The 23,988-nt window shown below is 71.1% G+C and carries 21 protein-coding genes and 2 pseudogenes; 12 read left to right on the top strand and 11 right to left on the bottom strand.

Annotated features, from left to right (window positions below):
* Positions 1 to 82 precede the first annotated feature (82 nt).
* Positions 83 to 391: pseudogene (locus ACIA8D_RS37575) on the top strand (hypothetical protein); the annotation flags it as partial.
* A 9-nt stretch (positions 392 to 400) separates the two neighbouring features.
* Here ACIA8D_RS37575 and ACIA8D_RS37580 read toward each other — a convergent pair.
* Positions 401 to 1,627: an AI-2E family transporter gene (locus ACIA8D_RS37580; RefSeq protein ID WP_399239232.1), complete on the bottom strand. Its 1,227-nt coding sequence runs from the start codon at positions 1,625 to 1,627 to the stop codon at positions 401 to 403.
* A 57-nt stretch (positions 1,628 to 1,684) separates the two neighbouring features.
* Positions 1,685 to 1,879 (bottom strand): DUF3046 domain-containing protein, encoded by a 195-nt coding sequence (locus ACIA8D_RS37585; protein ID WP_399239234.1) that lies wholly within the window; start codon positions 1,877 to 1,879, stop codon positions 1,685 to 1,687.
* Positions 1,880 to 1,958: 79 nt separating this feature from the next.
* Here ACIA8D_RS37585 and ACIA8D_RS37590 point away from each other — a divergent pair, with 79 nt between their 5' ends.
* Entirely contained in the window at positions 1,959 to 2,906 is a 948-nt protein-coding gene (locus tag ACIA8D_RS37590) for a hypothetical protein (RefSeq protein WP_399239236.1), read from the top strand.
* Positions 2,907 to 2,965: 59 nt separating this feature from the next.
* Here the strand turns inward: ACIA8D_RS37590 and ACIA8D_RS37595 are convergent, their stop codons facing one another.
* Positions 2,966 to 4,144, bottom strand: a complete 1,179-nt coding sequence (locus ACIA8D_RS37595) for a PucR family transcriptional regulator (protein ID WP_399239238.1) — start codon at positions 4,142 to 4,144, stop codon at positions 2,966 to 2,968.
* A gap of 156 nt (positions 4,145 to 4,300) precedes the next feature.
* Here ACIA8D_RS37595 and ACIA8D_RS37600 point away from each other — a divergent pair, with 156 nt between their 5' ends.
* Positions 4,301 to 5,704, top strand: coding sequence for an alkyl sulfatase dimerization domain-containing protein (locus ACIA8D_RS37600; protein WP_399239240.1), 1,404 nt, complete (start codon positions 4,301 to 4,303; stop codon positions 5,702 to 5,704).
* Entirely contained in the window at positions 5,704 to 6,993 is a 1,290-nt protein-coding gene (locus tag ACIA8D_RS37605) for an MFS transporter (protein ID WP_399239242.1), read from the top strand. The genes ACIA8D_RS37600 and ACIA8D_RS37605 overlap by 1 nt, the downstream gene beginning before the upstream one ends.
* On the opposite strand, the gene ACIA8D_RS37610 is transcribed toward ACIA8D_RS37605, so the two are convergent.
* The 3 genes from ACIA8D_RS37610 to ACIA8D_RS37620 are packed head-to-tail and all read right to left on the bottom strand — an operon-like array spanning position 6,983 to position 8,981.
* Positions 6,983 to 7,291 carry an AzlD domain-containing protein gene (locus ACIA8D_RS37610; protein WP_399239244.1) on the bottom strand — a complete coding sequence of 103 codons (309 nt, stop codon included), beginning with the start codon at positions 7,289 to 7,291 and terminating at the stop codon, positions 6,983 to 6,985. The two genes, ACIA8D_RS37605 and ACIA8D_RS37610, sit on opposite strands and share 11 nt — an antisense overlap.
* Positions 7,288 to 8,082, bottom strand: a complete 795-nt coding sequence (locus ACIA8D_RS37615) for an AzlC family ABC transporter permease (protein ID WP_399239287.1) — start codon at positions 8,080 to 8,082, stop codon at positions 7,288 to 7,290. The genes ACIA8D_RS37610 and ACIA8D_RS37615 overlap by 4 nt, the downstream gene beginning before the upstream one ends.
* Positions 7,989 to 8,981 carry an AraC family ligand binding domain-containing protein gene (locus ACIA8D_RS37620; RefSeq protein WP_399239246.1) on the bottom strand — a complete coding sequence of 331 codons (993 nt, stop codon included), beginning with the start codon at positions 8,979 to 8,981 and terminating at the stop codon, positions 7,989 to 7,991. The genes ACIA8D_RS37615 and ACIA8D_RS37620 overlap by 94 nt, the downstream gene beginning before the upstream one ends.
* Before the next feature lie 87 nt (positions 8,982 to 9,068).
* Between ACIA8D_RS37620 and ACIA8D_RS37625 the strand changes: the two genes are divergently transcribed.
* The 3 genes from ACIA8D_RS37625 to ACIA8D_RS37635 all read left to right on the top strand — a co-directional run bounded on the left by ACIA8D_RS37625 (position 9,069) and on the right by ACIA8D_RS37635 (position 15,663).
* A complete protein-coding gene (locus ACIA8D_RS37625) occupies positions 9,069 to 13,901 on the top strand; it encodes an ATP-dependent helicase (protein WP_399239248.1) in 4,833 nt (1,610 codons plus the stop codon).
* A gap of 76 nt (positions 13,902 to 13,977) precedes the next feature.
* Complete coding sequence (locus ACIA8D_RS37630; protein WP_399239250.1) at positions 13,978 to 14,784, top strand: Fpg/Nei family DNA glycosylase; 807 nt, start codon at positions 13,978 to 13,980, stop codon at positions 14,782 to 14,784.
* Positions 14,785 to 14,886: 102 nt separating this feature from the next.
* A complete protein-coding gene (locus ACIA8D_RS37635) occupies positions 14,887 to 15,663 on the top strand; it encodes an SDR family NAD(P)-dependent oxidoreductase (RefSeq protein ID WP_399239252.1) in 777 nt (258 codons plus the stop codon).
* Here the strand turns inward: ACIA8D_RS37635 and ACIA8D_RS37640 are convergent.
* The 4 genes from ACIA8D_RS37640 to ACIA8D_RS37655 all read right to left on the bottom strand — a co-directional run bounded on the left by ACIA8D_RS37640 (position 15,611) and on the right by ACIA8D_RS37655 (position 18,504).
* Entirely contained in the window at positions 15,611 to 15,946 is a 336-nt protein-coding gene (locus tag ACIA8D_RS37640; protein ID WP_399239254.1) for a hypothetical protein, read from the bottom strand. The genes ACIA8D_RS37635 and ACIA8D_RS37640 overlap by 53 nt on opposite strands.
* Positions 15,947 to 16,077: 131 nt before the next feature.
* Positions 16,078 to 16,551, bottom strand: coding sequence for a Dps family protein (locus ACIA8D_RS37645; RefSeq protein ID WP_399239256.1), 474 nt, complete (start codon positions 16,549 to 16,551; stop codon positions 16,078 to 16,080).
* Positions 16,552 to 16,748: 197 nt separating this feature from the next.
* The gene (locus ACIA8D_RS37650; RefSeq protein WP_188336490.1) at positions 16,749 to 17,129 is read right to left on the bottom strand and encodes a helix-turn-helix domain-containing protein; all 381 of its coding nucleotides are present in this window, start codon (positions 17,127 to 17,129) and stop codon (positions 16,749 to 16,751) included.
* An 880-nt stretch (positions 17,130 to 18,009) separates the two neighbouring features.
* Positions 18,010 to 18,504 carry a hypothetical protein gene (locus ACIA8D_RS37655; RefSeq protein WP_399239258.1) on the bottom strand — a complete coding sequence of 165 codons (495 nt, stop codon included), beginning with the start codon at positions 18,502 to 18,504 and terminating at the stop codon, positions 18,010 to 18,012.
* A 355-nt stretch (positions 18,505 to 18,859) separates the two neighbouring features.
* On the opposite strand from ACIA8D_RS37655, the gene ACIA8D_RS37660 reads away from it, so the two are divergent.
* From ACIA8D_RS37660 to ACIA8D_RS37670, 3 genes are all read left to right on the top strand, one after another.
* Positions 18,860 to 19,354, top strand: a complete 495-nt coding sequence (locus tag ACIA8D_RS37660) for a hypothetical protein (RefSeq protein WP_399239260.1) — start codon at positions 18,860 to 18,862, stop codon at positions 19,352 to 19,354.
* Positions 19,355 to 19,395: 41 nt separating this feature from the next.
* Positions 19,396 to 19,929: a hypothetical protein gene (locus tag ACIA8D_RS37665; protein WP_399239262.1), complete on the top strand. Its 534-nt coding sequence runs from the start codon at positions 19,396 to 19,398 to the stop codon at positions 19,927 to 19,929.
* A 271-nt stretch (positions 19,930 to 20,200) separates the two neighbouring features.
* Positions 20,201 to 21,079 (top strand): DUF6545 domain-containing protein, encoded by an 879-nt coding sequence (locus tag ACIA8D_RS37670; RefSeq protein WP_399239264.1) that lies wholly within the window; start codon positions 20,201 to 20,203, stop codon positions 21,077 to 21,079.
* Between the two features lie 46 nt (positions 21,080 to 21,125).
* Here the strand turns inward: ACIA8D_RS37670 and ACIA8D_RS37675 are convergent.
* Positions 21,126 to 21,296 (bottom strand): annotated as a pseudogene (locus ACIA8D_RS37675) (sigma factor); the annotation flags it as partial.
* Positions 21,297 to 21,424: 128 nt separating this feature from the next.
* On the opposite strand from ACIA8D_RS37675, the gene ACIA8D_RS37680 reads away from it, so the two are divergent.
* Positions 21,425 to 22,903 carry an MFS transporter gene (locus ACIA8D_RS37680; protein ID WP_399239266.1) on the top strand — a complete coding sequence of 493 codons (1,479 nt, stop codon included), beginning with the start codon at positions 21,425 to 21,427 and terminating at the stop codon, positions 22,901 to 22,903.
* A complete protein-coding gene (locus ACIA8D_RS37685) occupies positions 22,900 to 23,886 on the top strand; it encodes an IS481 family transposase (protein WP_399239268.1) in 987 nt (328 codons plus the stop codon). The genes ACIA8D_RS37680 and ACIA8D_RS37685 overlap by 4 nt, the downstream gene beginning before the upstream one ends.
* The last annotated feature ends 102 nt before the right edge of the window (positions 23,887 to 23,988 follow it).

Raw genomic sequence — 23,988 nt, forward strand, 5'->3', positions numbered from 1 at the left:
CACCCGCTACGACAAACGCGCCCTCCACTACAAAGCCATGGTCACCATCGCCTGCCTACGACTCTGGCTGCCATGACTTTGCGGACACGACCTAGCCGTGCGCGCCGGATTCGCCGTCCTCCTGGTGGCCCTCGCGTCCGGCGCGGCGATGATCGCGCGCGGTGTCTTCCTCACGCGGACCGGTCACCAGGAGGCGGCCTACGCCTCGACGGCCGCCCTCAAGCCGCTGCACGGTGTCAGCCTGCACGCGGTGCTGGTACTCCCGGCCCTGGCCTGGTCGATGTCCCGCACGGCCTGGAGCGAGCGCCTCAAACTGCGGGTCATGTACGCGGCGGTCGGCGCGTACGCGGCCGCCGTTCTCGCGTCCGCGCTGTGGGCGGCTCTCATGTAATGAAGCGGGCTACCGCTCCTCGGAATCCGGCTCCTTCACGACGCGCCGCATCCGCGCCCAGACCGATGCCCCACGCCTGCGGTGCCCGTGCACGCGCGGGTCGTCGGTGACGTCGTAGCGCTTCACGTACGCGCCCAGGAACGCCTGCAACGTCGCGACGGCAGGAATCGAGATCAGGGCGCCGACGGCCCCCAGGAGCGCGGTGCCCGCGATGACCGAACCGAAGGCGACCGCCGGGTGGATGTCGACGGTCTTCGCAGTCAGCTTCGGCTGCAGCATGTAGTTCTCGAACTGCTGGTACACGATGACGAAGACGAGCACCCACAACGCGTACCAGGGGTCCACCGTGAAGGCGATCAGCATCGGCAGGGCGCCCGCCAGATACGTGCCGATGGTCGGGATGAACTGCGAGACGAGCCCGACCCACACGGCCAGCACGGGCGCGTACGGGACATCGAGCGCCGCGAGCAGGATGTAGTGCGCGATCCCCGAGATCAGCGCCATGAGGCCGCGCGAGTAGAGGTACCCGCCGGTCTTGTCGACGGCGATCTCCCAGGCGCGCAGCACCTCGGCCTGCTTGGCGGGCGGCAGGACGGAGCACAGCGCACGCCGCAGGCGCGGGCCGTCGGCGGCGAAGTAGAACGAGAACAGCAGGACCGTCAGGAGCTGGAACAGTCCGCCGAGCACCTGCGTGGAGACGTCCAGGACGCCGGTGGCACTGTTCTGGACGTACTTCTGGAGCCAGTCCGAGTGCAGCAGGCTGTCCTGCACCTCGACCCTGTTGAGATCCGTGTGGAACGTGTCGTTGACCCAGCTGATGAGCTGGTCGAGGTACTTCGGGAAGTCGTCGAACATGTCCACGATCTGGCCCGCCAGCATCGAACCCATGAGCACGACGAAGCCCGCGCTCACGATCATCACGACGAGGAACACCAGGAAGGTCGCGAAGCCCCGGCGCAGACCGCGCGCCGCCATCCTGCTGACCGCCGGCTCCACGGCGAGCGCCAGGAAGAATGCGATCAACACGTTGATCAGCAGCCCGATCAGCTGGTGGAACGCCCAGTAGCCCAGCTGGAAACAGGCGAAGAGGGCCAGAGCGAGCACCATGGCGCGCGGCAGCCAGCGCGGCATACCCGCGCGCGGGGTCGGCGCCGAACCCGGCGGCTGCTCGGGCGGCGTCGTACCGGGCGGCGCGGCGTCGTCCGCCACCTGGAAAGTCTCGTCTGTCGGTGCCACGCTGCCAGTCTCGCCCACGCCACCGACAATCGTCGGCCGCCCCTGTTCCGTCACTCTTCAGCGCTTCTCGTCCGGCACGTCCATCGAGCCGCACACGACGCGCCAGACGTCCTTGGCCTCCCAGCCCGCGTCGAGCGCCTGGTGGACCGTTCGCCCACCGAGCCCCGCCATCACATGATCACGCGCGAACGTGTCGGCGTAACCGGATCCGAAGTGATCCGTCATTCGCTGCCAGAAGACCGTCAACCGCATGCGTCCAGTATCCCGCCCCTGAGAGTGCAGCCGTGCCCGGGAGGCTTGTCGAGAACGCTTTCCGTCCTACGGTCGGTGCATGGCCGAAACCGGAGCTTCCCCACTCCCCCCGTCACCCCCGGCACGCTCCCCGCTCTCCCGTGCCGAGACATTCGTCTGGCTGACCGCACGCGTCCTTGAACAACGCCGCTTCGCCTATCACTTCCTGGGCGGCTCCCCCACGGCGGCCGACGCCGTCGAGACGGCACTGACGGCGTACCGCAATGAGGACGAGGGTTACGGACACGCCCTCGAACCGGACCTGCGCGGCCCGGTGAGCCAGCCCCTGCACACCGGACACGCGCTGCGCGTCCTCGACTCGATCGGCCGCTGCTCGGGGCAGCGCGTGGAGCGCGTGTGCCGCTACCTGACCGCCGTCTCCACCCCGGAAGGCGCGCTTCCGGCGGTGCATCCCAGCCAACGCGGCTACCCCTGCGCCCCGTTCGTCCCGGTGGTGGACGACCCGCCGAGCGAGCTGCTGGCCACCGGGCCGGTCGTCGGCCTGCTGCACCGCAACGAGGTATGGAACGCCTGGCTGTTCCGGGCCACCGACTTCTGCTGGTCGGCCGTCGAGTCCCTGAAGACGTCCCATCCGTACGAGGTCCAGGCCGCGGTCGCCTTCCTGGACAGCGCCCCCGACCGCCCGCGCGCGCGGGTCGCCGCCGACCGGCTCGGCCGGCTCGTGCGCGAGCAGCGGCTCGCGGTGCTCGACCCGGAGCGCAGGGAGGACTATCCGGTGGCACCCGGCTACGCGCCGGACGAGCACCACTTCCCGTACGACTTCGCCAAGGCGCCCGAGTCGCTGGCCCGCTCCTGGTTCACCGACGAGGAGATGTCCCGTTCGCTCGACCATCTGGTGAGCGAGCAGCAGGAGGACGGCGGCTGGCCGATCAATTGGCAGCAGTGGGCTCCGACGATCTCCATGGAGGCGCGCCCCATGGTGACCATCGACGCACTGCGCACGCTGCGCGCCTACGGACGTCTCTAGTAGTCCCGCTCTTGTAGTACCGCTCGTGCACCTGCCGCGTTCCCGCTCAGCGGTCCGCCTCAGTGGTCCGCGTCGCGCAGCAGCAGTGCCGCGATGGCCAAGGCCGTGCCGCGCGGTGACGACAGTTCGATGCCCGTCCACCCGGCGATCTTCGCCAGCCGGTTGTCGACCGTGTTCGGGTGCAGCCCGAGCGCTTCGGCGGTGGCCCTGCGGTCCTGCTGGTGGGCCAGATGCGTGCGGAGCGTCTCCAGGAGTTCCGGCCGCTCGGCGACCGGGTCGAGGAGGGCGGCGATGAGGTGACTGCTCTCGTTGCGCCGGGAGAGGTGGTACTCGAGGAGCACGTCGTCGAGGCGGTGCAGCCCCGGTGGCAGGCCGCACGCGCGCGTGATGCGCAGGACCTCGGTCGCGGTGCGGGCCGCGTCGGGAATGCGCTCGGGGCCGTCCGCCCGCACCGCGGCCACCCGTACGGGCAGGCCGCTCGCCCGGCTCAGGTGGTGCGGCAGGTCGTCGGGCGGAGGGCAGTCCTTCGGGACGACGACCCGCCCCCCGTCGCCGTCCAGGAGGGTGAGCACGGTCGCACCGAAGGTGCGGTCCAGGACGCTCTGCAGTCGGCGCAGCCGACGGCGCACCGCGACCGGTCCCTCCGAGGGGGCGGCGTCCATGCCGAGTGCGAGCACGTGGGCGGGCCCCGTGAGCCGGAGCTGGTCGAGGAGCACGTGCCCGGGCGGCACCATCCCGTCGAGCAGTCCTCGCACCAACGACCTTTGCTGCGCGTGCCGTTCGGCCTCCAGAGCCGACCGCTCGTCCAGGTACGTCTCGGCGACCGATCCGACGACGTCCGGCTGGGCCCGCAGCAGGAGGTCGACGAGTTCGACGAGGGCCGCCTCGTCCCCGGGCCCCGCCGCCTCGCGCAGCGCCCGCCACAGGACGTAGGAGCCGAGCGCGTGCGTGCGCAGCAGGAGGTGCAGCGGCATGCCCTCCTCGGCGCGCTGAGCGGCTCTCTCGCGGAACAGCCGGTGGCTTCCGGGCCGTTGTGCCTCCGGGTCGTCGACGTGGCGCAGGAACAGCCGGACGCCGTACCGCGCGGTCGCCGCGACCTCCAGGTCCTTCACATCGTCCGGCAGCTCCGCGTAGCCGGGGAGTTCCTCGAAGGCCTCCCTGGCCATGCGCCGCGCCAGTTCGTTGACGCGCGGCTCGCAGCGCGCGGCGAGCGAACGCGCTTCCGGGGACAACGGCACAGGCCCTCCACCGACATCGGTTACTGAGCGCCCCATTGTGACGCGTCACAGCGCCGGGACTGCCTGGGTGTGACGCCAAGCGCTGTTGTGGGCCTCCCCGTGCGCCTTGACTCGGAGGCGGCCCAGGAACGAACCCGCCCCGGAGGAGCCGCACCCATGACCGAGCACAACACCGCACCGAAGACGGCCTCGCGGAAGCCGGTGGACTACGCCGCCTACGCGGACCGGGTCTGGCAGGGGTCGGAGACGCTGTTGCCGCATCTCTCGGGCGCCTACACGGGGGACGAACTGGTGCGGCTGAGCCCCCGAGTGGGCTTCTTCCCCGCCTTCGCCAACGTGACCGCCTTCGACACCGGTGACGGTGCGGTTCTCGTCGATTCGGGCGACTTCCGTACGGCGGCGCAACTGCACACGGCGGTCAAGGGCTTCGGGGCAGGGCCGGTGCGCTCCGTGGTGTACACACACGGGCACGTGGACCACGTCTTCGGAGTGTTCCCCTTCGACAAGGAGGCGGAGCAGACGGGCACCGTACGCCCCGAGGTGGTGGCGCACGAGGCCGTCTCCACCCGCTTCGACCGCTACATCCGGACGGCGGGCTACAACGCGTGGATCAACCGGCGGCAGTTCGGCGTGCCCTCCCTGGAGTGGCCCACCACGTACCGCTACCCGGACACCGTCTACCGGGACCGGCGGACGTTCCGCCGCGGCGAGCTGACCTTCGAGCTCGTCCACGCGCGCGGGGAGACCGACGACCACACCTACGTATGGGTGCCGGAGCTCAAGGCCCTGTGCACGGGCGACCTGTTCATCTGGAACACACCGAACGCGGGCAACCCGCAGAAGGTGCAGCGCTACCCCGAGGACTGGGCGCGGGCCCTGCGCGCCATGCAGGAGCTGGGCGCGGAGCTGCTGCTGCCGGGGCACGGCGTGCCCATCATGGGCGTCGAACGTGTGAACCGCGCCCTGGACGACACCGCGCGCTTCCTGGAGTCGCTCTGCGAGCAGACACGGGAGCTGATGAACGCGGGGCACCGGCTCGACACGGTCATCCACGACGTGAAGGTCCCCGAAGAGCTGCTGTCCCGCCCGTACCTCCACCCCGCCTACGACGAGCCCGAGTTCGTCGTGCGGAACCTGTGGCGCCTGTGGGGCGGCTGGTACGACCAGAATCCGGCCCACCTCAAGCCCGCCCCGGAGGCGGTCGTCGCGGCCGAGTACGCACGCGCGGCGGGCGGCGCGGCCGCGCTGGCCGAGCGGGCCCGGGAGTTGCTCGCCGCGGGCGACGCACGGCTCGCCTCGCATCTGGCCGAGACGGCGGCCCTGGCGGCCCCCACGGATCCCGAAGTGGCACGCACGCGTGCCGAGGTGTACGCGCAGCGGGCGGGCAAGGAGACCTCGACCATGGCGCGCGGGGTCTTCTCCTGGGCGGCTGCCGAGTCCGCCGCGGTGGCCGAAGGAACGGACGTGGCCACGGAGTTGACGCGCTCCCCCGAGGGCCGCAAGCGGGCCGGTGGCTCGATCAGCGTCGGCGTGGTCGACGACGAGGACGGCTGCTGCTGATGCGCGCGGCTTGGCGCACCACCTGGCTGCTGCTCGCCTTCATGGTGGTGAATTTCGCGGACAAGGCGGTCCTCGGGCTCGCGGGTCCCGACATCCGGGCGGACTTCGGCATCAGCCGCCAGGAGTTCGGCACCGCGCAGTCGGCGTTCTTCGCGCTGTTCTCGGTCGCGGCCCTCGGCGTATCGGCCCTCACGAAGCGGGTCCGCACCACGCCGTTGCTCCTGGCGCTCGCCCTGCTGTGGTCGGCGGCGCAGTTGCCGATGCTGTGGGGCGCGGCGGGGTTCGGGGCGCTGGTGGCCACGCGCGTCCTGCTGGGCGCCGCCGAGGGGCCGGCGGCTCCGGTCGCGATGCATCACGTGCACGGCTGGTTCCCGCAGCGCGAGCGGGCGCTGCCGACCGCCCTACTGCTCGTCGGCGCGGCGGCCGGGGTCGCGGTGGCGGCGCCCGCGCTGAGCTGGGTGATCACCCACTGGGGCTGGCGCTGGTCGTTCGGGGCCGTGGGTCTGGTCGGCCTCGTCTGGGCGGCGGTGTGGCTCCTGTGGGGCAAGGAGGGCCCGCTGGCCCCGAGCGTCGGCAAGGAGGCGGGAGAGGCGCCACGGGACAGCCTCCCGGTGCCGCTGCGCCGCGTCCTGCTGTCACCCACGTTCCTGACCGCGGCCTTCGGGTCGTTCGCCGCGTACTGGTCGATGAGCGCGACGCTGACCTGGGCGCCGGACTACATGGAAACGGTCATGGGCTGGGATCTGCACCAGGCGAGCACCATGGTCGGCGCGGGCGCCGTCGCTCACGGCGTCATCCTCCTGGCGCACGGCCTACTGGCGCGGCGTTCGGCCTTGAAGGGCACGCCGCCCCGCCTCCCGGTGGGCGCGGGTGCGGGCCTCCTCGTCGCGCTCTCGGGCTGTGCGACGGCGCTGTTCGCCCTTACCGGCTCACAGGCCGTGAAGATCCCGATGATGCTGGGACCGATGGCGCTCGCCATGGTGATGCTCACGGTCGCGGCGACGGCCTGCTCCCGTATCGCACCCCCGATCCAACGGGGCACGGTCCTGGGCGTGTTGACCTGCGTGTACGCCCTCGGCGGCATCGTCTCGCCGCTCGTCCTGGGGCGCTTGGTGGACGGCGCCGCCACCGTGCCGGCGGGCTACGAGCACGGCTGGCTGCTGACCGCCGCCCTTCTGGCGACGGGCGGTGTCCTCGCGGCCGTCTTCTGCCGCCCAGAGCGCACGGCGGAGCGGCTCGGAATCCCGGAGACCCCGGCCGCCGACCCCGCGCACCAGGTCACCCCGTAAGGGCCCGTACCCCCGCGGTGACCACCACGGCCACCGCGACCACCACCAGGAAGGGTGCCCGCAGCACGAGCGCGACGGCGGCCGCTGCGACCCCGGCCGCCCTGGCGTCGAGGACCAGCGCACGCCCGTCCGCGAAGGTCTGCTGGGCCGTGAGGGCGGCCAGCAGGGCGACCGGGAGCAGCGCCGAAAGCCGCTTCACCACGGGCCGTTCCAGGGCGCCGGCGGGCACCAGCAGTCCGATGAGTTTCACCGCGTAGCAGCCGACCGCGGTGACCGCGATGGCGATCCAGACGTTCAACGGTCTTCTCCTTGTGGTGCGTTGGACGCCGTCGCGCGGCGGCGCCCCTCTACGTAGAGCACGGCCGGGGCCGCCAGGGCGGCCACGAGTACCGGCACCCCGGCCGGCAGCACGGGAAGCAGGCCGAGGCCCAGAAGCACGGCCAGGCCCGCGACGGCCCGCTCCGTGGTGGATTTCAGCATCGGCGCGAGCAGCGCGAGGAACACCGCGGGCCCCGCCGCGTCGAGCCCCCAGGCGCCGGTGTCGCCGATCGCCGAGGCGCCCAGGGCGCCGAGCAGTGTGGTGAGGTTCCACAGCACGTACAGGGTCAGCCCGGTGACGGTGAAGCCGAGCCGCACGCTGCGCCGCGTCGGCTGCGCCAGCGCGACGGCCGACGTCTCGTCGATGACCCAGTGCGCGGCGAACGGCCGCACTACGCGCGGGAGGGCGAGGAGCTGGGACAGGCGCAGCCCGTAGAACGCGTTGCGCACGCCCAGGAAGAACGCCCCCGCCGCGGCGGTGAGCGGATTGCCGCCCGCCGCGAGCGCTCCGACGAGCGCGAACTGCGACGCCCCCGTGAAGACGAGGAGGCTGAGCGCACAAGTTTGCAGCACGCTGAGCCCGCTGCCTGCCGAGGTCACTCCGAAGGCGAATCCGGAAAGGCCCACCGCGACGCCGACGCCGAGCGCGTCACGGACGACGGCGGCGTCGGGCTTGCCTACCGCGCCGGCCTGCCCGGGCTCGGATTCTGCCCCGAGCCTGAGCTGGGTCGTCCGCTCGGGCTCGGGAGGGTCGGCCGCCGCTGTGCGTATGTCTGTGGATGTTGTCTTGTCTGCCACGCCTCGCACGGTACGAGGAGCGCCGCGTCCGGTTCTTGTACGTTCTTGCGCTCGCGCTGGTAGGCGCCCGGCGGCACCCCGACGATGCGGGTGAAGTGCCGGTTCAGGTGCGGCTGGTCGGTGAAGCCGAGGGCCACGGCGGCGTCGGCGGGCACCGTCCCCGCCTCCAGGAGCCGCCGTGCCACGCGCACCCGCGCGTTGGTGAGCCAGGTGTGCGGCGGCATCCCGTACGCGTCGCGGAAGGCCCGCAGCAGCGCGAAGGGGCTGGTGCCGAGCTCGTCCGCGAGGGCTTCCAGGGACGGCGGGTCCGCCAGCCGCTCTTCGAGGACTTCGCGCGCGCGGTCGGCGGCCGAGGCCCCCGCGGACCGCCGGGGTCGTGCCGCGAGGTCGGTTCCGTGAGCACGCAGCAGGCGGGCGAGCACCACCCTGAGCAGACTGTCGGCCGCCAGCGCGTTGCCCTGCTCCGCCGCCCTGTGCACCTCGTTGATCATCTGCGAGGCCTGCGGGTCGGTGACGATCTGCTCGCCGAAGACTGTCGTTCCGCGCCCCGTGCCGGTCTCCGCCGCGATCTCGGCGATGACCTCGGAGGAGGGGTAGAGCGTGGCGTACGCCCAGCCGTCGGGGCCGCCCGCCCGCGCCGTGTGCGCCACTTCCGGATTGAGCATGACGACGGTTCCGGGGCCCGCGTGCAAGGTGTCGTCGGGCAGGCCGATGGCCTCGACCCCGCGCGTGACCGCGCCGATCACGAAGCCGTCGTGGCTGTGGCGCGGGAAGGTGTGCCGGACGTAGCGGGCCCGCAGCAGGTCGAGCCCCGGCAGCCGCTCATAGCGCCAGTGCCGCGCCCATTCACCCTTCGCCGCCGTCCGTGCCATGGCCCCATTCTGCGTCAGGACCCCGCGACGAACCACCCGTTTGTGCAGGTCACCGCCATTGTCAGTGGTGGGGTGCAGGATGGGGGCATGGTCAGGTCCAGGCAAGGGGCCCACAGCGCCTCGCAGGCCCTCAGTGGCTTCTCCCCCGCGACCCGCGGTTGGTTCTCGGGGGCCTTTTCCGCGCCCACGGCCGCGCAGGCCGGTGCGTGGAAGGCGATCGGTGCGGGCTCGGACGTGCTGGTCGTCGCGCCCACCGGCTCGGGCAAGACGCTCGCCGCGTTCCTCGCCGCGCTCGACCAGCTCGCGTCGACGCCCCCTCCTGCCGACCCGAAGAAGCGCTGCCGGGTCCTGTACGTGTCCCCGCTGAAGGCCCTCGCGGTGGACGTGGAGCGCAATCTGCGCAGCCCGCTGACCGGAATCCGGCAGGAGGCCGTCCGCCTCGGCCTGCCCGAGCCCGAGGTGAAGGTCGGCATCCGCTCCGGCGACACCCCGCCCGCCGAGCGCCGCGCGCTCGCCACGCGTCCGCCGGACATTCTCATCACGACGCCCGAGTCGCTGTTCCTGATGCTGACGTCGGCCACGCGCGACGCGCTGGCGGGCATCGACACGGTGATCCTGGACGAGGTGCACGCGGTGGCGGGCACCAAGCGCGGCGCCCACCTGGCCCTCTCCCTGGAGCGGCTCGACGAGCTACTGCCCCGCCCGGCCCGCCGCATCGGCCTGTCCGCGACGGTCCGGCCGGTGGACGAGGTGGCGCGCTATCTCTCGCCGCAGCGCCGGGTGGAGGTCGTCCAGCCGCCGTCCGGCAAGGAGTTCGACCTGTCGGTGGTCGTCCCCGTGGAGGACCTCGGTGAGCTCGGCGGCTCCCCGGTGGCCGACTCCGATCAGACGGCCGAGCGCCCGTCGATCTGGCCCTCCGTGGAGGAGCGGATCACGGACCTGATCGAGGCCCACCGCTCGACGATCGTGTTCGCCAACTCCCGCCGCCTGGCGGAGCGCCTGTGCAACCGTCTGAACGAGATCGCCTACGAGCGCGCCACCGGCGAACCTCTTCCCGAGGACCACACCCCGGCCGAGTTGATGGCGGAGTCGGGCGCCGCGAAGGGCGCTCCTGCGGTCATCGCGCGCGCCCATCACGGCTCGGTCTCCAAGGAGCAGCGCGCGCTCGTCGAGGAGGATCTGAAGGCGGGCCGGCTCCCCGCCGTGGTCGCGACGTCGAGCCTGGAGCTGGGCATCGACATGGGCGCGGTCGACCTCGTCGTCCAGGTGGAGTCGCCCCCGTCCGTGGCGTCCGGGTTGCAGCGCGTGGGCCGTGCGGGCCACCAGGTGGGCGCGGTGTCCACCGGGGTCGTGTTCCCGAAGTACCGCGGTGACCTGGTGCAGTCGGCGGTGGTGACCGAGCGCATGCGGTCGGGCGCCATCGAGTCCTTGCGCCTTCCTGCGAACCCCCTGGATGTGCTCGCCCAGCAGCTGGTCGCGATGACAGCACTGGACACCTGGCAGGTCGACGACCTGCTGACGCTGGTCCGCCGCGCCGCCCCGTTCGCCTCGCTGCCGGAATCCGCGTTCACGGGCGTGCTCGACATGCTGGCGGGCCGCTACCCCTCCGACGCCTTCGCCGAGCTGCGCCCACGCGTCGTCTGGGACCGCGTGGCCGGCACCGTCACGGGCCGCCCCGGAGCACAGCGCCTCGCCGTCACCTCCGGAGGCACGATCCCCGACCGCGGCCTCTTCGGCGTCTTCCTCGCGGGAGCCGACCCCAAGAAGGGCGGCGGCCGTGTCGGCGAACTCGACGAGGAGATGGTCTACGAGTCCCGGGTCGGGGACGTCTTCACCCTCGGCACCAGCTCCTGGCGCATCGAGGACATCACGCGCGACCGCGTCCTCGTCTCACCCGCCCCCGGAGTCCCCGGCCGCCTCCCCTTCTGGAAGGGCGACCAGCTGGGCCGCCCGCTCGAGTTGGGCCGGGCGCTGGGCGCGTTCCTGCGCGAGGTCGGCTCCCAGAAGCCCGACGACGCGCGCGTGCGTCTCACCGAGGCGGGGCTCGACGAGTGGGCCGCGAACAACGTCCTCTCGTACCTCGCCGAGCAGCGCGAAGCCTGCGGCCACATCCCCGACGACCGCACGATCGTGGTCGAGCGGTTCCGGGACGAGCTGGGCGACTGGCGGGTCGTGGTCCACTCCCCGTTCGGCGCTCAGGTGCACGCTCCGTGGGCGCTGGCCCTCGGCGCCCGCCTCAGCGAGAAGTACGGCATGGACGCCCAGGTGATGCACGCCGACGACGGCATCGTGCTGCGCCTACCGGACGCCGATCTGATGGGCCTGGACCTCCTCGACCAGGAGCCCTCCAAGCCGGGCATGGAGTACGACGACGAGCAGGCGCCCATCGGGGCGGCCGACGTCGCCTTCGACAAGGGTGACGTGGACCAGATCGTCACCGACCAGGTCGGCGGCTCCGCCCTGTTCGCCTCGCGTTTTCGCGAGTGCGCCGCCCGCGCGCTGCTGCTGCCCCGCCGCAACCCAGGCAAGCGCACACCGCTGTGGCAGCAGCGCCAGCGCGCCTCCCAACTGCTCCAGGTCGCGAGCGAGTTCGGCTCGTTCCCCATCGTCCTGGAAGCGATCCGCGAATGCCTCCAGGACGTCTTCGACGTACCGGGCCTCGCCGAGCTGATGGGCGACATCGAGTCCCGCAAGGTCCGCCTCGTCGAGGTCACCACCCCGGAGGCCTCCCCCTTCGCCCGCTCGCTGCTGTTCGGTTACGTGGCGCAGTTCCTGTACGAGGGCGACTCCCCGCTGGCCGAGCGCCGCGCCGCCGCGCTGTCCCTGGACTCCCGCCTGCTCGCCGAGCTCCTCGGCCAGGCCGAACTGCGCGAACTGCTCGACGCGGAGGTTCTCAGCGACCTGGAGCAGGAGCTGCAGTGGCGCACGGAGGACCGCCGCGTCAAGGACGAGGAAGGCGTCGCGGACCTGCTGCGCCTCCTGGGACCGCTCACGGACGAGGAGTTGACCGAGCGGGGCGCCGAGCGCGGCTGGGCCGAGAGCCTGGCGGGCACGCGGCGTGCCATCCGCGTGCGGATCGCGGGCACCGAGCACTGGGCGGCGATCGAGGACGCGGGCCGCCTGCGCGACGCCCTGGGTACGGCACTTCCCGTCGGCGTCCCCGAAGCCTTCACCGAGCCGGTCAAGGACCCGCTCGGCGACCTCCTGGCCCGCTATGCGCGCACCCACGGCCCGTTCACCTCCACCCAGGCGGCGGCCCGTTTCGGCCTCGGCGCCGCGGTCACGGAGGGCGCGCTCCAGCGCCTCGCCGCCCAGGGCCGCGTCGTCCAGGGCGAGTTCCACCCGGCGGGCATCGGCCAGGAGTGGTGCGACGCCACGGTCCTGCGCCGGCTGCGCCGCCGCTCGCTGGCCGCACTGCGCCATGAGCTGGAGCCGGTGCCGCCCGCGGCGCTCGCCCAGTTCCTGCCCCAGTGGCAGCACGTGGGCGGGCACGGACTGCGCGGGGTCGACGGCCTGGTCCGGGCGGTCGAACAGCTCCAGGGCGCCTCGGTACCCGCCTCCGCCCTGGAGAAGCTCGTCCTCCCGTCCCGTGTCTCCGGCTACGCGCCCGCGCTCCTCGACGAACTCACGGCATCCGGCGAGGTCTTGTGGGCCGGCGCCGGCTCGCTGCCCGGCAAGGACGGCTGGGTCAGCCTCTACCTCGCCGACACGGCCCCGCTGCTCCTCCCGCCCCCGCACCCCTTGGAGCTCACGCCACTCCATCAGGCGGTCCTGGACGCGCTCTTCGGCGGCTACGGCCTGTTCTTCCGCCAGATCGCCGACCGGGTCCGGGCCGCCCCCCTCACTCAGGGCCCTGCGAGCCAGGCAGGCGCCCCCTTCGAGGTCACCGATCCCCAACTGGCGGATGCCCTCTGGGAGCTGGCCTGGTCGGGCCGCCTCACGAACGACACGCTGGCCCCGATGCGCGCCGTCCTCGGCTCCGGCCGCACCGCCGGCTCCACCGCGCACCGGGCCCGCAGATCCGTGCCGCGCGGACGCTACGGAGGCCTCACCGCGGGCGCCCGCCCCACGTCGCGCACCGGTCCGCCCACGGTCGCGGGGCGCTGGTCGCTGCTGCCCGGCCTGGAGGCCGATCCGACCGTGCGCGCCCACACCCTGGCCCGCACGCTCCTCGACCGACACGGAGTGGTCACCCGGGGAGCGGTTGCCGCCGAAGGCGTCGAGGGCGGGTTCTCGGCGACGTACCGGGTCCTGTCCGTCTTCGAGGAGAGCGGACAGGCACGGCGCGGCTACGTGGTGGAGGGTCTCGGCGCGGCCCAGTTCGCGATGGACGGCGCCGTGGACCGCCTGCGCGCGGTGGCGAACGCGCAGGAGCGCGGCGCCGCTCCCCCGGACCCGTACGCCCCGGTCGACGCCCCCGCCGGCAAGGGCAAGGCCTCCGCACCCCGCGCCCTCGTCCTCGCGGCGGCCGATCCGGCAAACGCCTACGGGGCGGCCTTGCCCTGGCCCGATCCCCCCACCGGCGCCGGCCAGAAGCCGGGGCACAAGCCGGGCCGCAAGGCGGGCTCCCTGGTGGTCCTGGTCGACGGCGAGCTGACGCTCTACATGGAGCGCGGCGGCAAGACCCTCCTGGCCTGGTCCGCGTCCGACCCGGCCCACGCCGCCCCCGCTTCGGAAGCGTCCGGCACCGCGACCGAGGCGCGCGGCCCGAGACCCGCCCTCACCCCCGCCCAGGTCGCGGAGGACCCCCGCATGCCCGCCGCCGCGCAGGCGCTCGCGGAGGCGGCCCGCTCCGGCGCCCTCGGCACGATCACGGTCGAGCGGGTCAACGCGGAGTCCGCGCTCAGCTCCCCGTACGCCCCTCTCCTGGAAGGAGCCGGGTTCCACGCGACACCGCGCGGCCTGCGCCTGCGCGCATGAGACCGGGCCGCGCCGACGCACCTCCCGGCGCCCCGTCCCGCAGCGCGCGCCCGCACGCCGCCCTACTCTGGACGCCATGCCCGAAGGAGACACGGTCGCGCAGGTGGCGAAGCGGCTGCACAGCGCCCTCGCGGGCCAGGTACTCACCCGCTCCGACCTGCGTGTCCCCCGGTACGCCACAGCGGACCTCACCGGGCGCACGGTCCTGGACGTCACCCCGCGCGGCAAGCATCTGCTCACCCGGATCGAGGGCGGCCTCACCCTGCACTCGCACCTGCGGATGGACGGCTCGTGGAAGCTCTACGCGCCGGGCGAGCGCTGGCGCGGCGGTCCGACCCACCAGATCCGCGCGATCCTCGGCACCGAGACCCGCACCGCGGTCGGCTACCGGCTCCCGATCCTGGAACTGCTGCGCACCACCGAGGAGTCCAAGGCCGTCGGCCATCTGGGCCCGGACCTCCTCGGCCCGGACTGGGACCCGGACTCCGCGCTGCGCAACGTCCTCGGCGACCCCGCCCGGCCGCTCGGCGAGGCCCTCCTCGACCAGCGCAACCTCGCGGGCATCGGAAACATCTACAAGTCCGAGCTCTGCTTCCTGCTGCGCGTCACCCCGTGGCTTCCGGCCGGCGAGCTGCCCGCCGAGACCGCCGACCGCCTCCCGCTCCTCGCGAAGAAGCTCCTGGAGGCCAACCGCGACCGCCCGGCCCGCGTCACCACCGGCCGCCCGCGCCCCGACGAGCGCCTCTACGTCTACGGCCGCGCCCACCGCCCCTGCCTGCGCTGCCGCACCCCCATCCGCACGGCCGACCAGGGCGACGGCTCCCGCGAGCGCCCCACGTACTGGTGCCCGCACTGCCAACAGGGCCCGCCCCCCACGCCGTAGCCGAACAGCGCCGCCGCCCGCACCGCCGCCCCACCACAGCCGCCGGACACAACCCCCGCACGACAATTGACGCTCCGTCAGAAAACCTCGTACGGTCCCAGCATGCCCCTCACTGCGTACGACCTCACCGGACGCACCGCTTTCGTCACCGGCGCGGCGAGCGGCATCGGCCGCGCGTCGGCGACGCTCCTCGCGCAGGCGGGAGCCACCGTCCACTGCGCGGACCGCGACGCGCAGGGCCTGGACGAGACGGCGGCCCTCATCAAGGAGAGCGGCGGCACGGCCCACACTCACACCGTCGACGTGGCCGACCACGCCCAGATCACAGAATCCGTCGCGAGCGCGACCAGCACCTCGGGCGGCCTCGACGTCATGGCCGCAATCGCCGGAGTCATGCACAACAGCACGGTCCTGGAGACCCGCGAGGAGGACCTGGACCGCGTCCTCGCCATCAACTTCAAGGGGGTGCTGTACGCGTGCCAGGAGGCGGCCCGCACCATGATCGCGGCCGGCACCCGCGGCAGCATCGTCACCATGGCCTCCGGCGCGGTCGACACCGGCGGCCCCGGGCTGCTCTGCTACGGCGCGGCGAAGGCCGCCGTCGTCCAGCTCACGAAGACGCTCGCCACGGAGGTCGGCTCGCACGGCATCCGCGTCAACGCGGTGGCGCCGGGCTGGATCCGTACACCGATGACGACCCGCCACGACGAGAGCGCGCAGGCCCACACCGAAGCCCTCATGGTGCGCATGTCACCGCTCGGCCGGGTCGGCGAGGCGGAGGACATCGCGCACGCGGTGCTGCATCTCGCCTCGGACGCCGCGTCGTTCACGACGGGCCAGATCCTCCGCCCGAACGGAGGCGTCGCCATGCCCTGGTGACCTCCCGCCGCACCCCGCCCGCGACCTCATGCCCGGCGCGCACGGCCCGCGTACGCACACGCCGCGCGCCGTGCCGCCCGGGCGCCCCCGCCACACCGGCCGCCCGGGACTTCGGCAGCGCGTGCACGGGCAGCAGGCTCAGCCCCCAGCCCCCGGCGACGAGCGTCCCTTCGAACACCCCGGCGCCCGGCGCGAACGCGAGCCGCAGGGCGCCCCACCACCACAGTGCGCCGCACACGAGGGCCGGCACCCATCGGAGCGCCCGCCACCCAGCCCGTGCCACCGACCGCTCACCTCCGCCCGACGACCTCCGAGACCACCGACCACAGTCAATCTGCCCCGGGACGCCGGGACGGACTCTCTGGCGGCTCTCTCCCAGCCCCGGCTCTCAGCCCCGGCTCTCGGCCCCGACTCTCAGCCCCGGTTCTCCGCCTGGAACATCCAGTGGTGCTTCTCCAGGTCGGCCGTGATCCCGATGAAGATGTCCTGACTGACGGGATCCGCCTCACCGGTCGCGTCCACCCGCGCCCGCATCCGCGCGATCACCGCACCGAGCGCGTCCACGAGCGTCCCCACCGCGTCCGTGTCCTTCACCCAGCCGTCAGGGGCCACCCCGACGCCGCTGGTGTCCGCCACCGTCTTCGCGCGGCCGTCCGGCGGGACGCCCAGCGTCGACGCCCGCTCGGCCACCGTGTCCGAGTGCTGCCGGGCGGTGTCCACGACCTCGTCGAGCTGAAGGTACACCGACCGGAACCGCGGACCGACGACGTTCCAGTGCACCTGCTTCGCCACGAGGGACAGGTCCACCAGGTCGACGAGGGCGCCCTGCAGCGCCTCTCCCACGGTCTTCAGGTCGGCATCGGGCAGCGGACTCTTCACGACGTACATACGTCACCTCCGTATCGAAATCACCCTCAACAATGGCACACATGGACTATTACGGACACATCGAGCGGGCCCTCGCCGACGCGCCCCGAAGCAGACAGACGCACACCCCGAAGCAGACAGCAGAAAGCCCCGGCCGATCGTTCTCGGCCGGGGCTTTCCCCATGTTCAAGCTGGGCTCAGGACACTGAGCGCAGGCGCTACGCCGCTACGACGTCCACAGCCTCCGCAGGCGCCTTGATCGTCACGCGTTCCGGCGGGACGCCGGCCACGGAGACGGAATTGAGCATCGGACGAACCGGTGCGGGCACCGGCTCCGACGGGACCGCTGCTGCCGACTCGGCCAGCTCGGCGAGGGCAAGCTCATCGCTCACCTCGCGCATCAGCTCGGACATCCGTACGTCAAGCGCGTCGCAGATCGCGGAGAGCAGCTCGGAGGAAGCCTCCTTCTGCCCCCGCTCCACCTCGGAGAGATAGCCGAGCGAAACTCGGGCGGACGAGGAGACTTCGCGCAGAGTACGGCCCTGGCGCTGGCGCTGCCGACGCAGCACGTCACCCAGCAGGCGACGGAGCAGAATCATCGGTGGCTCCCTCCTCGGACCGCGTAGCCGCATCCTTCACGCCCCACCGTACCGCCTCGTGCCGCGGCCGTGCGGGGAGCGATGTCGTGTTCACTCAGGGCTGCAAACATCAAAACCCCCCGGAGAGTCGCTCCAACGCTGCCACCTGCGCCGACGCCACAATATGGGCCACTGTGGCTACTTTGGGGGCTACTTACGTCTTCCACCCCGTTCCCCCCTGTACTTCTGCGATGCCACGGACTCACGGACCGACTCACGCTTCGCTCACCACTTCGAACCTTCCGACGCCACCCGCACGCGGCCACATCGTGGACACCGCCTGCGGTGTGCGTCACACGCTCGCCGAGATTATTGCCCACGTTGAGATTTCCCAGGCGAGCGAAGCCTGAACCTGGCGCCCTCACCCCGCGACTGCACTTCATTTCCTTGCTCACGAATCATGGGGGGCCATTTACCCGCCAACACACGGGGGCACCCATTTCATTCCGCCACATTCTAGACGCCATGCCCGCGACACCTCCCTGACGCACTCCCCTATATACGTCCCGGACATCGCGCACCGCTCAATCAACGAGCGAATACCGCGGGGGCTCACTACGGCCCCGACGTCCCGAGCCAGGCGGCCCGCCGCTCGCGCACAGCTCGACACAGCGACACCCCAGCCCTGTGCGGAAACTCGCAAGCACGCGCTGCAGCCCTCGGCGTCGCGCGCGCCTCCCTCCAGGGGCCCCGCGCAGACAGATCGACGCCCCCGGTCGTCGGTGACCGAGGGCGCCCACCCCCGCAGGTTCGGCGACTTCGCGGCCGAACACGCCGGGGCGCGCCCGGCCGCCCCCGCCGGTACCGCGCCGCCGCGGTACCGGCGGGGTCCTTCGGTCGGCTAGAGCTGGGGAGCCTTCCGCAGTACGGGTACGGAGGCCCAGGTGGTGAAGCCTCCGGCTTCGCCGCAGTACTGGCCTCGGTCGTCGGTGAGGCGGTGGACGAGGTAGAGGCCGGGCTCGGCTTCGGGGGCGGGCAGGGGCTGGTCCATTTCTTCGACGGTGATGAGCACGTGGTCGCCGTCGAAGGAGATGCGGCCTGCCACGTCGAGGCTGGCGCGGTGCCGGGCCGTGACGTCGACGAGTTCGCCGTGGACCTGGAGCACGGTGTCGGCGGCGGCTTCGGGGTCGGGCGCCTCGGCGAGGAGCGCCGGCAGCACCATGGCGGCGAATCGAGTGGCTCTCTGCATGGCTCTTGCAGGGGCGCACTCGGGGCCGATCCGGAAGTCGAGGGACTTCTCCGCGTCGAGAACCTGCGTGGTGGCAGCAGCGTTCCCGGCTGCGGTGGTTCGCAGGCTGGAGGCCCAGAGCTGGGGCATGGCGTCGGAGATCGTCACGGTTGGTCCGTCCCGTCGGTGACTCGTGATCGAATGTTAGTTCGAAGCGCTTTCGCGCGCAGCACTCGATCTACTGAAAGCGGTGGAGGGGGCGTGGCACAGGTGCGGGCGGCTGGGCCTGGGGTGACGGGGACGCCATGGGGGGTGACACTCCTCGGGCTGTCGGTGCGGAGAGGTGAGGCGGGGCCGCCGCGGCAGTTCACGCAGGAAAGCGCACCGATCCGACGCACCAGCAAAAGCGTTCGAACACGATTCGTCAAACGATCAGTGGCCAGTGCCACCCGAGGCCAAACGATCGTTGGATGTGGAGATAGGGTGAGGACCCCGAAACCCGCCAAGGAAGATCCACACTCCCGTGACCTCATCGCATACGCAGAGGCCTGGTTCGTTCGCCGAGCGGCTGAATCTGCTGTTCGAGGCGTGCGCGCCCGAAGATCCCGACCATCCCGGCAAGTACGTGGAGTACAGCAACCAGCAGGTTGCCGCCGAGATCAATCGTCACCACGGCGACGGGACAATCACAGGCGAGTACATCCGGCGCCTTCGCAAACCTGGCGGCCCCAGTCCGACGGAGCCGTACATGGCGGTTCTCGCCGACTTCTTCCAGGTCCCGCTGGACGCCTTCAAGATCACGGGCGATCCGAGCGAGATCGCCAACAAGGTCATGGCCGAAGCGCAACGTTTTGTTGAAGCCAGGCGTCAAACGCAGCAAGAGGAACAAGAGGCTCCGCAAGTCGCCGTACTTGCGAGGGCCGTTCGCCGCCTCTCCCTCAAGAACCAGGCCAAAGCCGCCCAGTACGTGTCCCGCCTCGAAGAGATCGAACAGATGGAGCGCGACGCAGAGCGCTGAGAGCTGGAAGCCGCCACTTCCCCACGCAAGGTGTACGACCGGTGATCAAGCACGCCGACCCCGCGATCCGGAGCGCCCTCGACGGCATCGCCCTACCCGATTTACTGAGCGTCGAGTCCCTCTTCGCCGTAGTCCAGGACCTGTACCCACGGCCCCTGGAGTTGCTGCGCGGGGACCCGCCCGTCGAGGGCCTTCGGGCCAACGGCCTCTGGCTGACCCGTCCCGGTGAGGACTGTGACGCCATGTGGATTGCGCCGGAACTGACCGGTGCGGCCGCGGTCCACAGCCTCGCGCACGAGCTCGGCCACTTCCGCCTCGGCCATACGCCGATCGTCCTGCCGGCGAAGCGAAAGCCCGCGGTCGAGGAGTTTCAGTACCTCAGCCCGGCCTTTACGGGCGGCTGTCTGCTGGGCCGTACGCGTTCGCAGGACGGCCCGCACGACCCGGAGCACGTGCAGGCCGAGGACCAGGCCGAGCGGTTCGCGTTCGCGCTCCGGCGCAAGGCGGCGGCCCAGGCCCGGGAGAACCGTCACCGCGACGACGTCCTCCTTGACCGCCTCTACAAGTCGCTCTGACCCTGCACTTCCCTCCTGCCCAGAGAGCCTGCACCACCGTTGACATCCGACGACTCCATAGCCTTGCTGACGGTCATCCCCTTGTGGTTGGTCGTCGCCTTCCGCGCCTACTCGCGCTTCCAGCGCAACAGGCAGGGCAATCCCAACCCCGGCCAGGACGCCCTGCTCTGGACTTTCACCGCTTGAGCATGCGGTCAGAGCCCTGACCGGGGTCCCTGACGGGGCGGTCCTGCCCAAGCACCTCTCGGTCATGGCGTCTTGTCTTCTGCTCGTGGGGTGGGTCGACTCCGTCGTGCCGCCCCGCGATCCCGAGCCGTGGTGGCGCAAGCTGGCCGGCCTGAAGGTGAGGCTCGTCTTCGGCGCGGTGAGCGCCGTAGCCGCGATCGCCATGTTCGGCGGGTCAGCGCCCGCGCGGATCGCACCGAACGGCGACACCGACTTCATCAACGGGCAGTTCGGGGATGTCGCTGGAACCGCGTACCTGGCGTTGTACCTCGTCCCGATCGGCGTGGCGCTGGCCCTGTCCACTGCACTGTGCATGGCTGCGGCGGCCCGCAACCCCCGCGGCGCCTACCGACGTTGCATGAAGCTGATGGCACTCGGCTGCTTCATCGGCATCAGCTATCCGCTGTACCGCCTGCTCTACCTCAGTTATGGCCTTGACGGGGTCGAATTCCCCTTGGACGGGGACACGTTCGACATGGGCGGAAGCCTGCTGCAGATCGCCACGATCCTGCCGGTCGTCATCGGCTCCAGCATCCGCGGCATCGACCTCGTGGCCCGGGCCCGACGCAGCCGCCAGGCTCTCATCCGGCTTCGCCCCATGTGGGCAGACCTCGCGTGCGTCCTGGGAACGGACAAGATCCGCGGCTACCTGCTGCACGGCGCCAGCCCAGCGCGTGACCGCTGGGGGCTCCGGCACGCGTACGAACGGCTCGACGAGCGGATCGTGGACATCTCCGATGCCGCGTTCGAGCTGCTGCCGTGGATCGAACCCGACCTCCCCGCCCGCTCGTTGTCCGCCGCTCGCGCCCACGGGATCCAGGGAGACGATGCGGAAGCTGCCGCCGTCGCGGCATGCCTGCACCTGGCGCGGCGCCGGGCTGTCGACGGCGAGCCGACTGCTCTGCCCGCGCGGCTCGGGCTCTGAGCTTGTTGAGACATGTGCGTGAGACGACTGCGGTCAGCCACCCGTCGAGGTTGGTCACGGCCGCGAGATCTGTTGCTCCGGGTCGACTGAGGCGGACCCAGGCGCCTTGGACAGCGTCTTCAGCATCGCCGCGGTTGCCGAGGATCCGGTGGGCCAGTGCGGTCAGCCGTCGGCGGTTGGCCTCGAAGTGTCGGCTGAGCCGTTCGGCGGGGGCCATCGGTCACGTCCTCGTGTTGCGGGGTGTCAGTGCCCATGACACGCCTACGACCGAGAACGTGACAGGAGCCCGACGTGACGCCCCCGAATCAATCAGCACCCGCCCCAGATGTCCACCGACGGCGGCGGATGGCGCTCCTGGCGCTGTGTCTGGCCGGTTTCGTGATCCAGCTCGATGTCACCATCGTCAATGTCGCCCTCCCGACGATCCAACACGAGCTCGATGCCACCACCGGCGCATTGGAGTGGATCATCAGCGGTTACGCCCTCGGGCTGGCCGCGCTCATCCCCTTGATGGGGGCACTCGGTGATCGCCTCGGACATCGCCCTGTCCTGCTCGCCGGTATGGTCGTCTTCGGCCTCTGCTCTGCGGGAGCGGCCCTGGCTTCCAGCCCTTCGGCGCTTATCGGCGCGCGCGTCGGCCAAGGGGTTGGTGGAGCAGCGATCTTGGCGCTCACCCTCGCTGTCCTGACCGACACCTACCCGCCCGCCCGGCGCGGTCACGCAATCGGCTGGTGGGCAGCAATGGGCGGCGTCGGCTTCGGGGCGGGTCCGATTGTCGGCGGCCTCCTGATCTCCAGCTTCGGCTGGTCAACGATCTTCTGGGTCAACCTCCCGATCGTTGTCTTCACGGTCGGCTTGATCCTTCGAGCGGTCCCCAGAGCCGCCGCGGCCTCCGACCCGAGGCCGCTTGACGTGCCGGGTGTCGTCCTCGCGTCGCTGGGCCTGGCAGGAGTGACCTTCGGTCTGATCACCACGAGCGAAGTTCCGTGGAAGCCCGTGCCAACCCTGATTCCGCTGATCTTCGGCGCCCTCGTACTCGCGGCCTTCGTGCAGTGGCAGCGCCGCGCCAGCGAGCCTTTGGTTTCCAGAGCTGTCCGTGGCAACACAGCGTTCATCAGCGCCTGCGCCATCTACTTCCTCAGCTACCTCGCTTTCAGCGGCACGCTCTACTACGTCACCTTGATGTTCCAGAACCTTTTCGGCTGGTCCGCCCTGCGCACCGGACTGTCCTGGCTGCTGATGAACGCCCCGTTCCTCGTCGCGGCCCAGATGGCCGGCAAACTCAGTCAACACTTCACGCCACGAGCCATCGTCACCACGGGCTGCACAGCTGGAGCGCTCGGAGTCGCAGCGCTTAGCACGCTGACACCCACCACCCCCTTCGCCGTTGCAGCGGCTGGATACCTGGTCGCTGGAGTCGGGTTCGGGCTGCTTGTTCCCGGGATCACGAACGTGGCCACGCGCGACGTCGCCGGCCCGGTCGCGGGTGCTGCCTCGGCGGTGCTGAACTCCGCCCGCCAACTCGGTACGGCGGTAGGACTCGCACTCGTCGGGGCGATTGGTGCGGCAGTCACCCAACACAGCTGGGATGCGTCGCCATACGGGCAAACCCAGATGTCCTCCGGCCCCGTCGCGGCGGGGAACCTCCACGGAGTCCCACCACAGATGCGGGCGGCAGCAAGCAACGCGTTCGAGACCGGGTACCACGTCGCCCTCGGGATCTGCATTGCCAGTCTCCTGCTCGCCGTGTGGCTCTCAGCGCACGCGTTCAAACCGCGCACAGCACCCATCGGGGCGACGGACGCGAAGGAGCCGATCCTGTGAGCCATGCCAACGCTGCCCTCACTCCGCGGGCACGGCTCAAGGTCGCCCAACTGGTCGTCGACCACAACGTTCCGATCCGCGAAGTCGCCGCGCGATTTCAGTGCTCGCGGCCCACCGTCAAACGATGGGCCACCCGGTACGCCGACGGACAGCTCATGACCGACCGATCCTCCCGGCCACACACCAGCCCCCAGAAAACGACGCCAGCAACCACAAAGCGAATCGTCTCGCTGCGCCTACGCAAACGCATCGGCCCGGTCCAACTCGCCGCCCTGACCGGAGTCGCGCCGTCGACCGCACATCGCGTACTTCGGCGCTGCCAGATCAACCGCCTGAACTACCTCGATCGCGCCACAGGCGACCGGGTACGCCGCTACGAACATCCGCACCCGGGATCGATGATCCACGTCGACGTGAAGAAGCTCGGGAACATCCCCGACGGAGGCGGATGGCGATTCGTCGGTCGCGCCCAGGGCACGCGCAACCGCGCGCAGACTAAAGGGAAACCGAAGAACCGACACCACAGCCCGAAGATGGGCTACGCCTTCGTTCACACCGTCATCGACGACCACTCCCGTGTCGCGTACGCCGAGATTCACGACGATGAAACCGCGGCTACTGCCGTCGCCGTACTCCGTCGAGCCGTGATCTGGTACGCCGACCGCGGCGTCACCATCGAGCGAGTGCTCTCTGACAACGGAGCCGCGTATGTGTCACACCTCTGGCGCGACACCTGCACCGAACTTCAGATCAAGCACTCACGCACCCGGCCCCGCCGCCCTCAAACCAACGGGAAGATCGAGAGATTCCACCGCACCCTCGCCGACGGCTGGGGCTACGCCCGCTGCTATAGCTCAGAAGACGAACGTCGAGCCGCTCTCTCAGCGTGGCTCCACACCTACAACCACCATCGCCCACACACCGCTATTGGGAACAAGCCGCCCTCCGCGCGCTTAATCAACCTCTCGGATCAGTACACCTAACCCACTTTCACCCCTACCGAGTGGAGGAGTTGTGTCTGTGCGGGCTTCATGCGTGTCGGCCAACTGGACTCGTGCTTGTTCCGGTTGGAGTCGCCAGAGGAC

Source organism: Streptomyces sp. NPDC051684 (assembly GCF_044453445.1).
Lineage (GTDB): Bacteria > Actinomycetota > Actinomycetes > Streptomycetales > Streptomycetaceae > Streptomyces.

Excerpts from the sequence above, each read along its gene's own strand:
- ACIA8D_RS37585 (WP_399239234.1), bottom strand. The coding sequence starts at position 1,879 with ATGCGGTTGACGGTCTTCTGGCAGCGAATGACGGATCACTTCGGATCC.
- ACIA8D_RS37590 (WP_399239236.1), top strand. The coding sequence starts at position 1,959 with ATGGCCGAAACCGGAGCTTCCCCACTCCCCCCGTCACCCCCGGCACGC.
- ACIA8D_RS37600 (WP_399239240.1), top strand. The coding sequence starts at position 4,301 with ATGACCGAGCACAACACCGCACCGAAGACGGCCTCGCGGAAGCCGGTG.
- ACIA8D_RS37605 (WP_399239242.1), top strand. The coding sequence starts at position 5,704 with ATGCGCGCGGCTTGGCGCACCACCTGGCTGCTGCTCGCCTTCATGGTG.
- ACIA8D_RS37620 (WP_399239246.1), bottom strand. The coding sequence starts at position 8,981 with ATGGCACGGACGGCGGCGAAGGGTGAATGGGCGCGGCACTGGCGCTAT.
- ACIA8D_RS37625 (WP_399239248.1), top strand. The coding sequence starts at position 9,069 with ATGGTCAGGTCCAGGCAAGGGGCCCACAGCGCCTCGCAGGCCCTCAGT.
- ACIA8D_RS37630 (WP_399239250.1), top strand. The coding sequence starts at position 13,978 with ATGCCCGAAGGAGACACGGTCGCGCAGGTGGCGAAGCGGCTGCACAGC.
- ACIA8D_RS37635 (WP_399239252.1), top strand. The coding sequence starts at position 14,887 with ATGCCCCTCACTGCGTACGACCTCACCGGACGCACCGCTTTCGTCACC.
- ACIA8D_RS37645 (WP_399239256.1), bottom strand. The coding sequence starts at position 16,551 with ATGTACGTCGTGAAGAGTCCGCTGCCCGATGCCGACCTGAAGACCGTG.
- ACIA8D_RS37650 (WP_188336490.1), bottom strand. The coding sequence starts at position 17,129 with ATGATTCTGCTCCGTCGCCTGCTGGGTGACGTGCTGCGTCGGCAGCGC.
- ACIA8D_RS37680 (WP_399239266.1), top strand. The coding sequence starts at position 21,425 with ATGGCGCTCCTGGCGCTGTGTCTGGCCGGTTTCGTGATCCAGCTCGAT.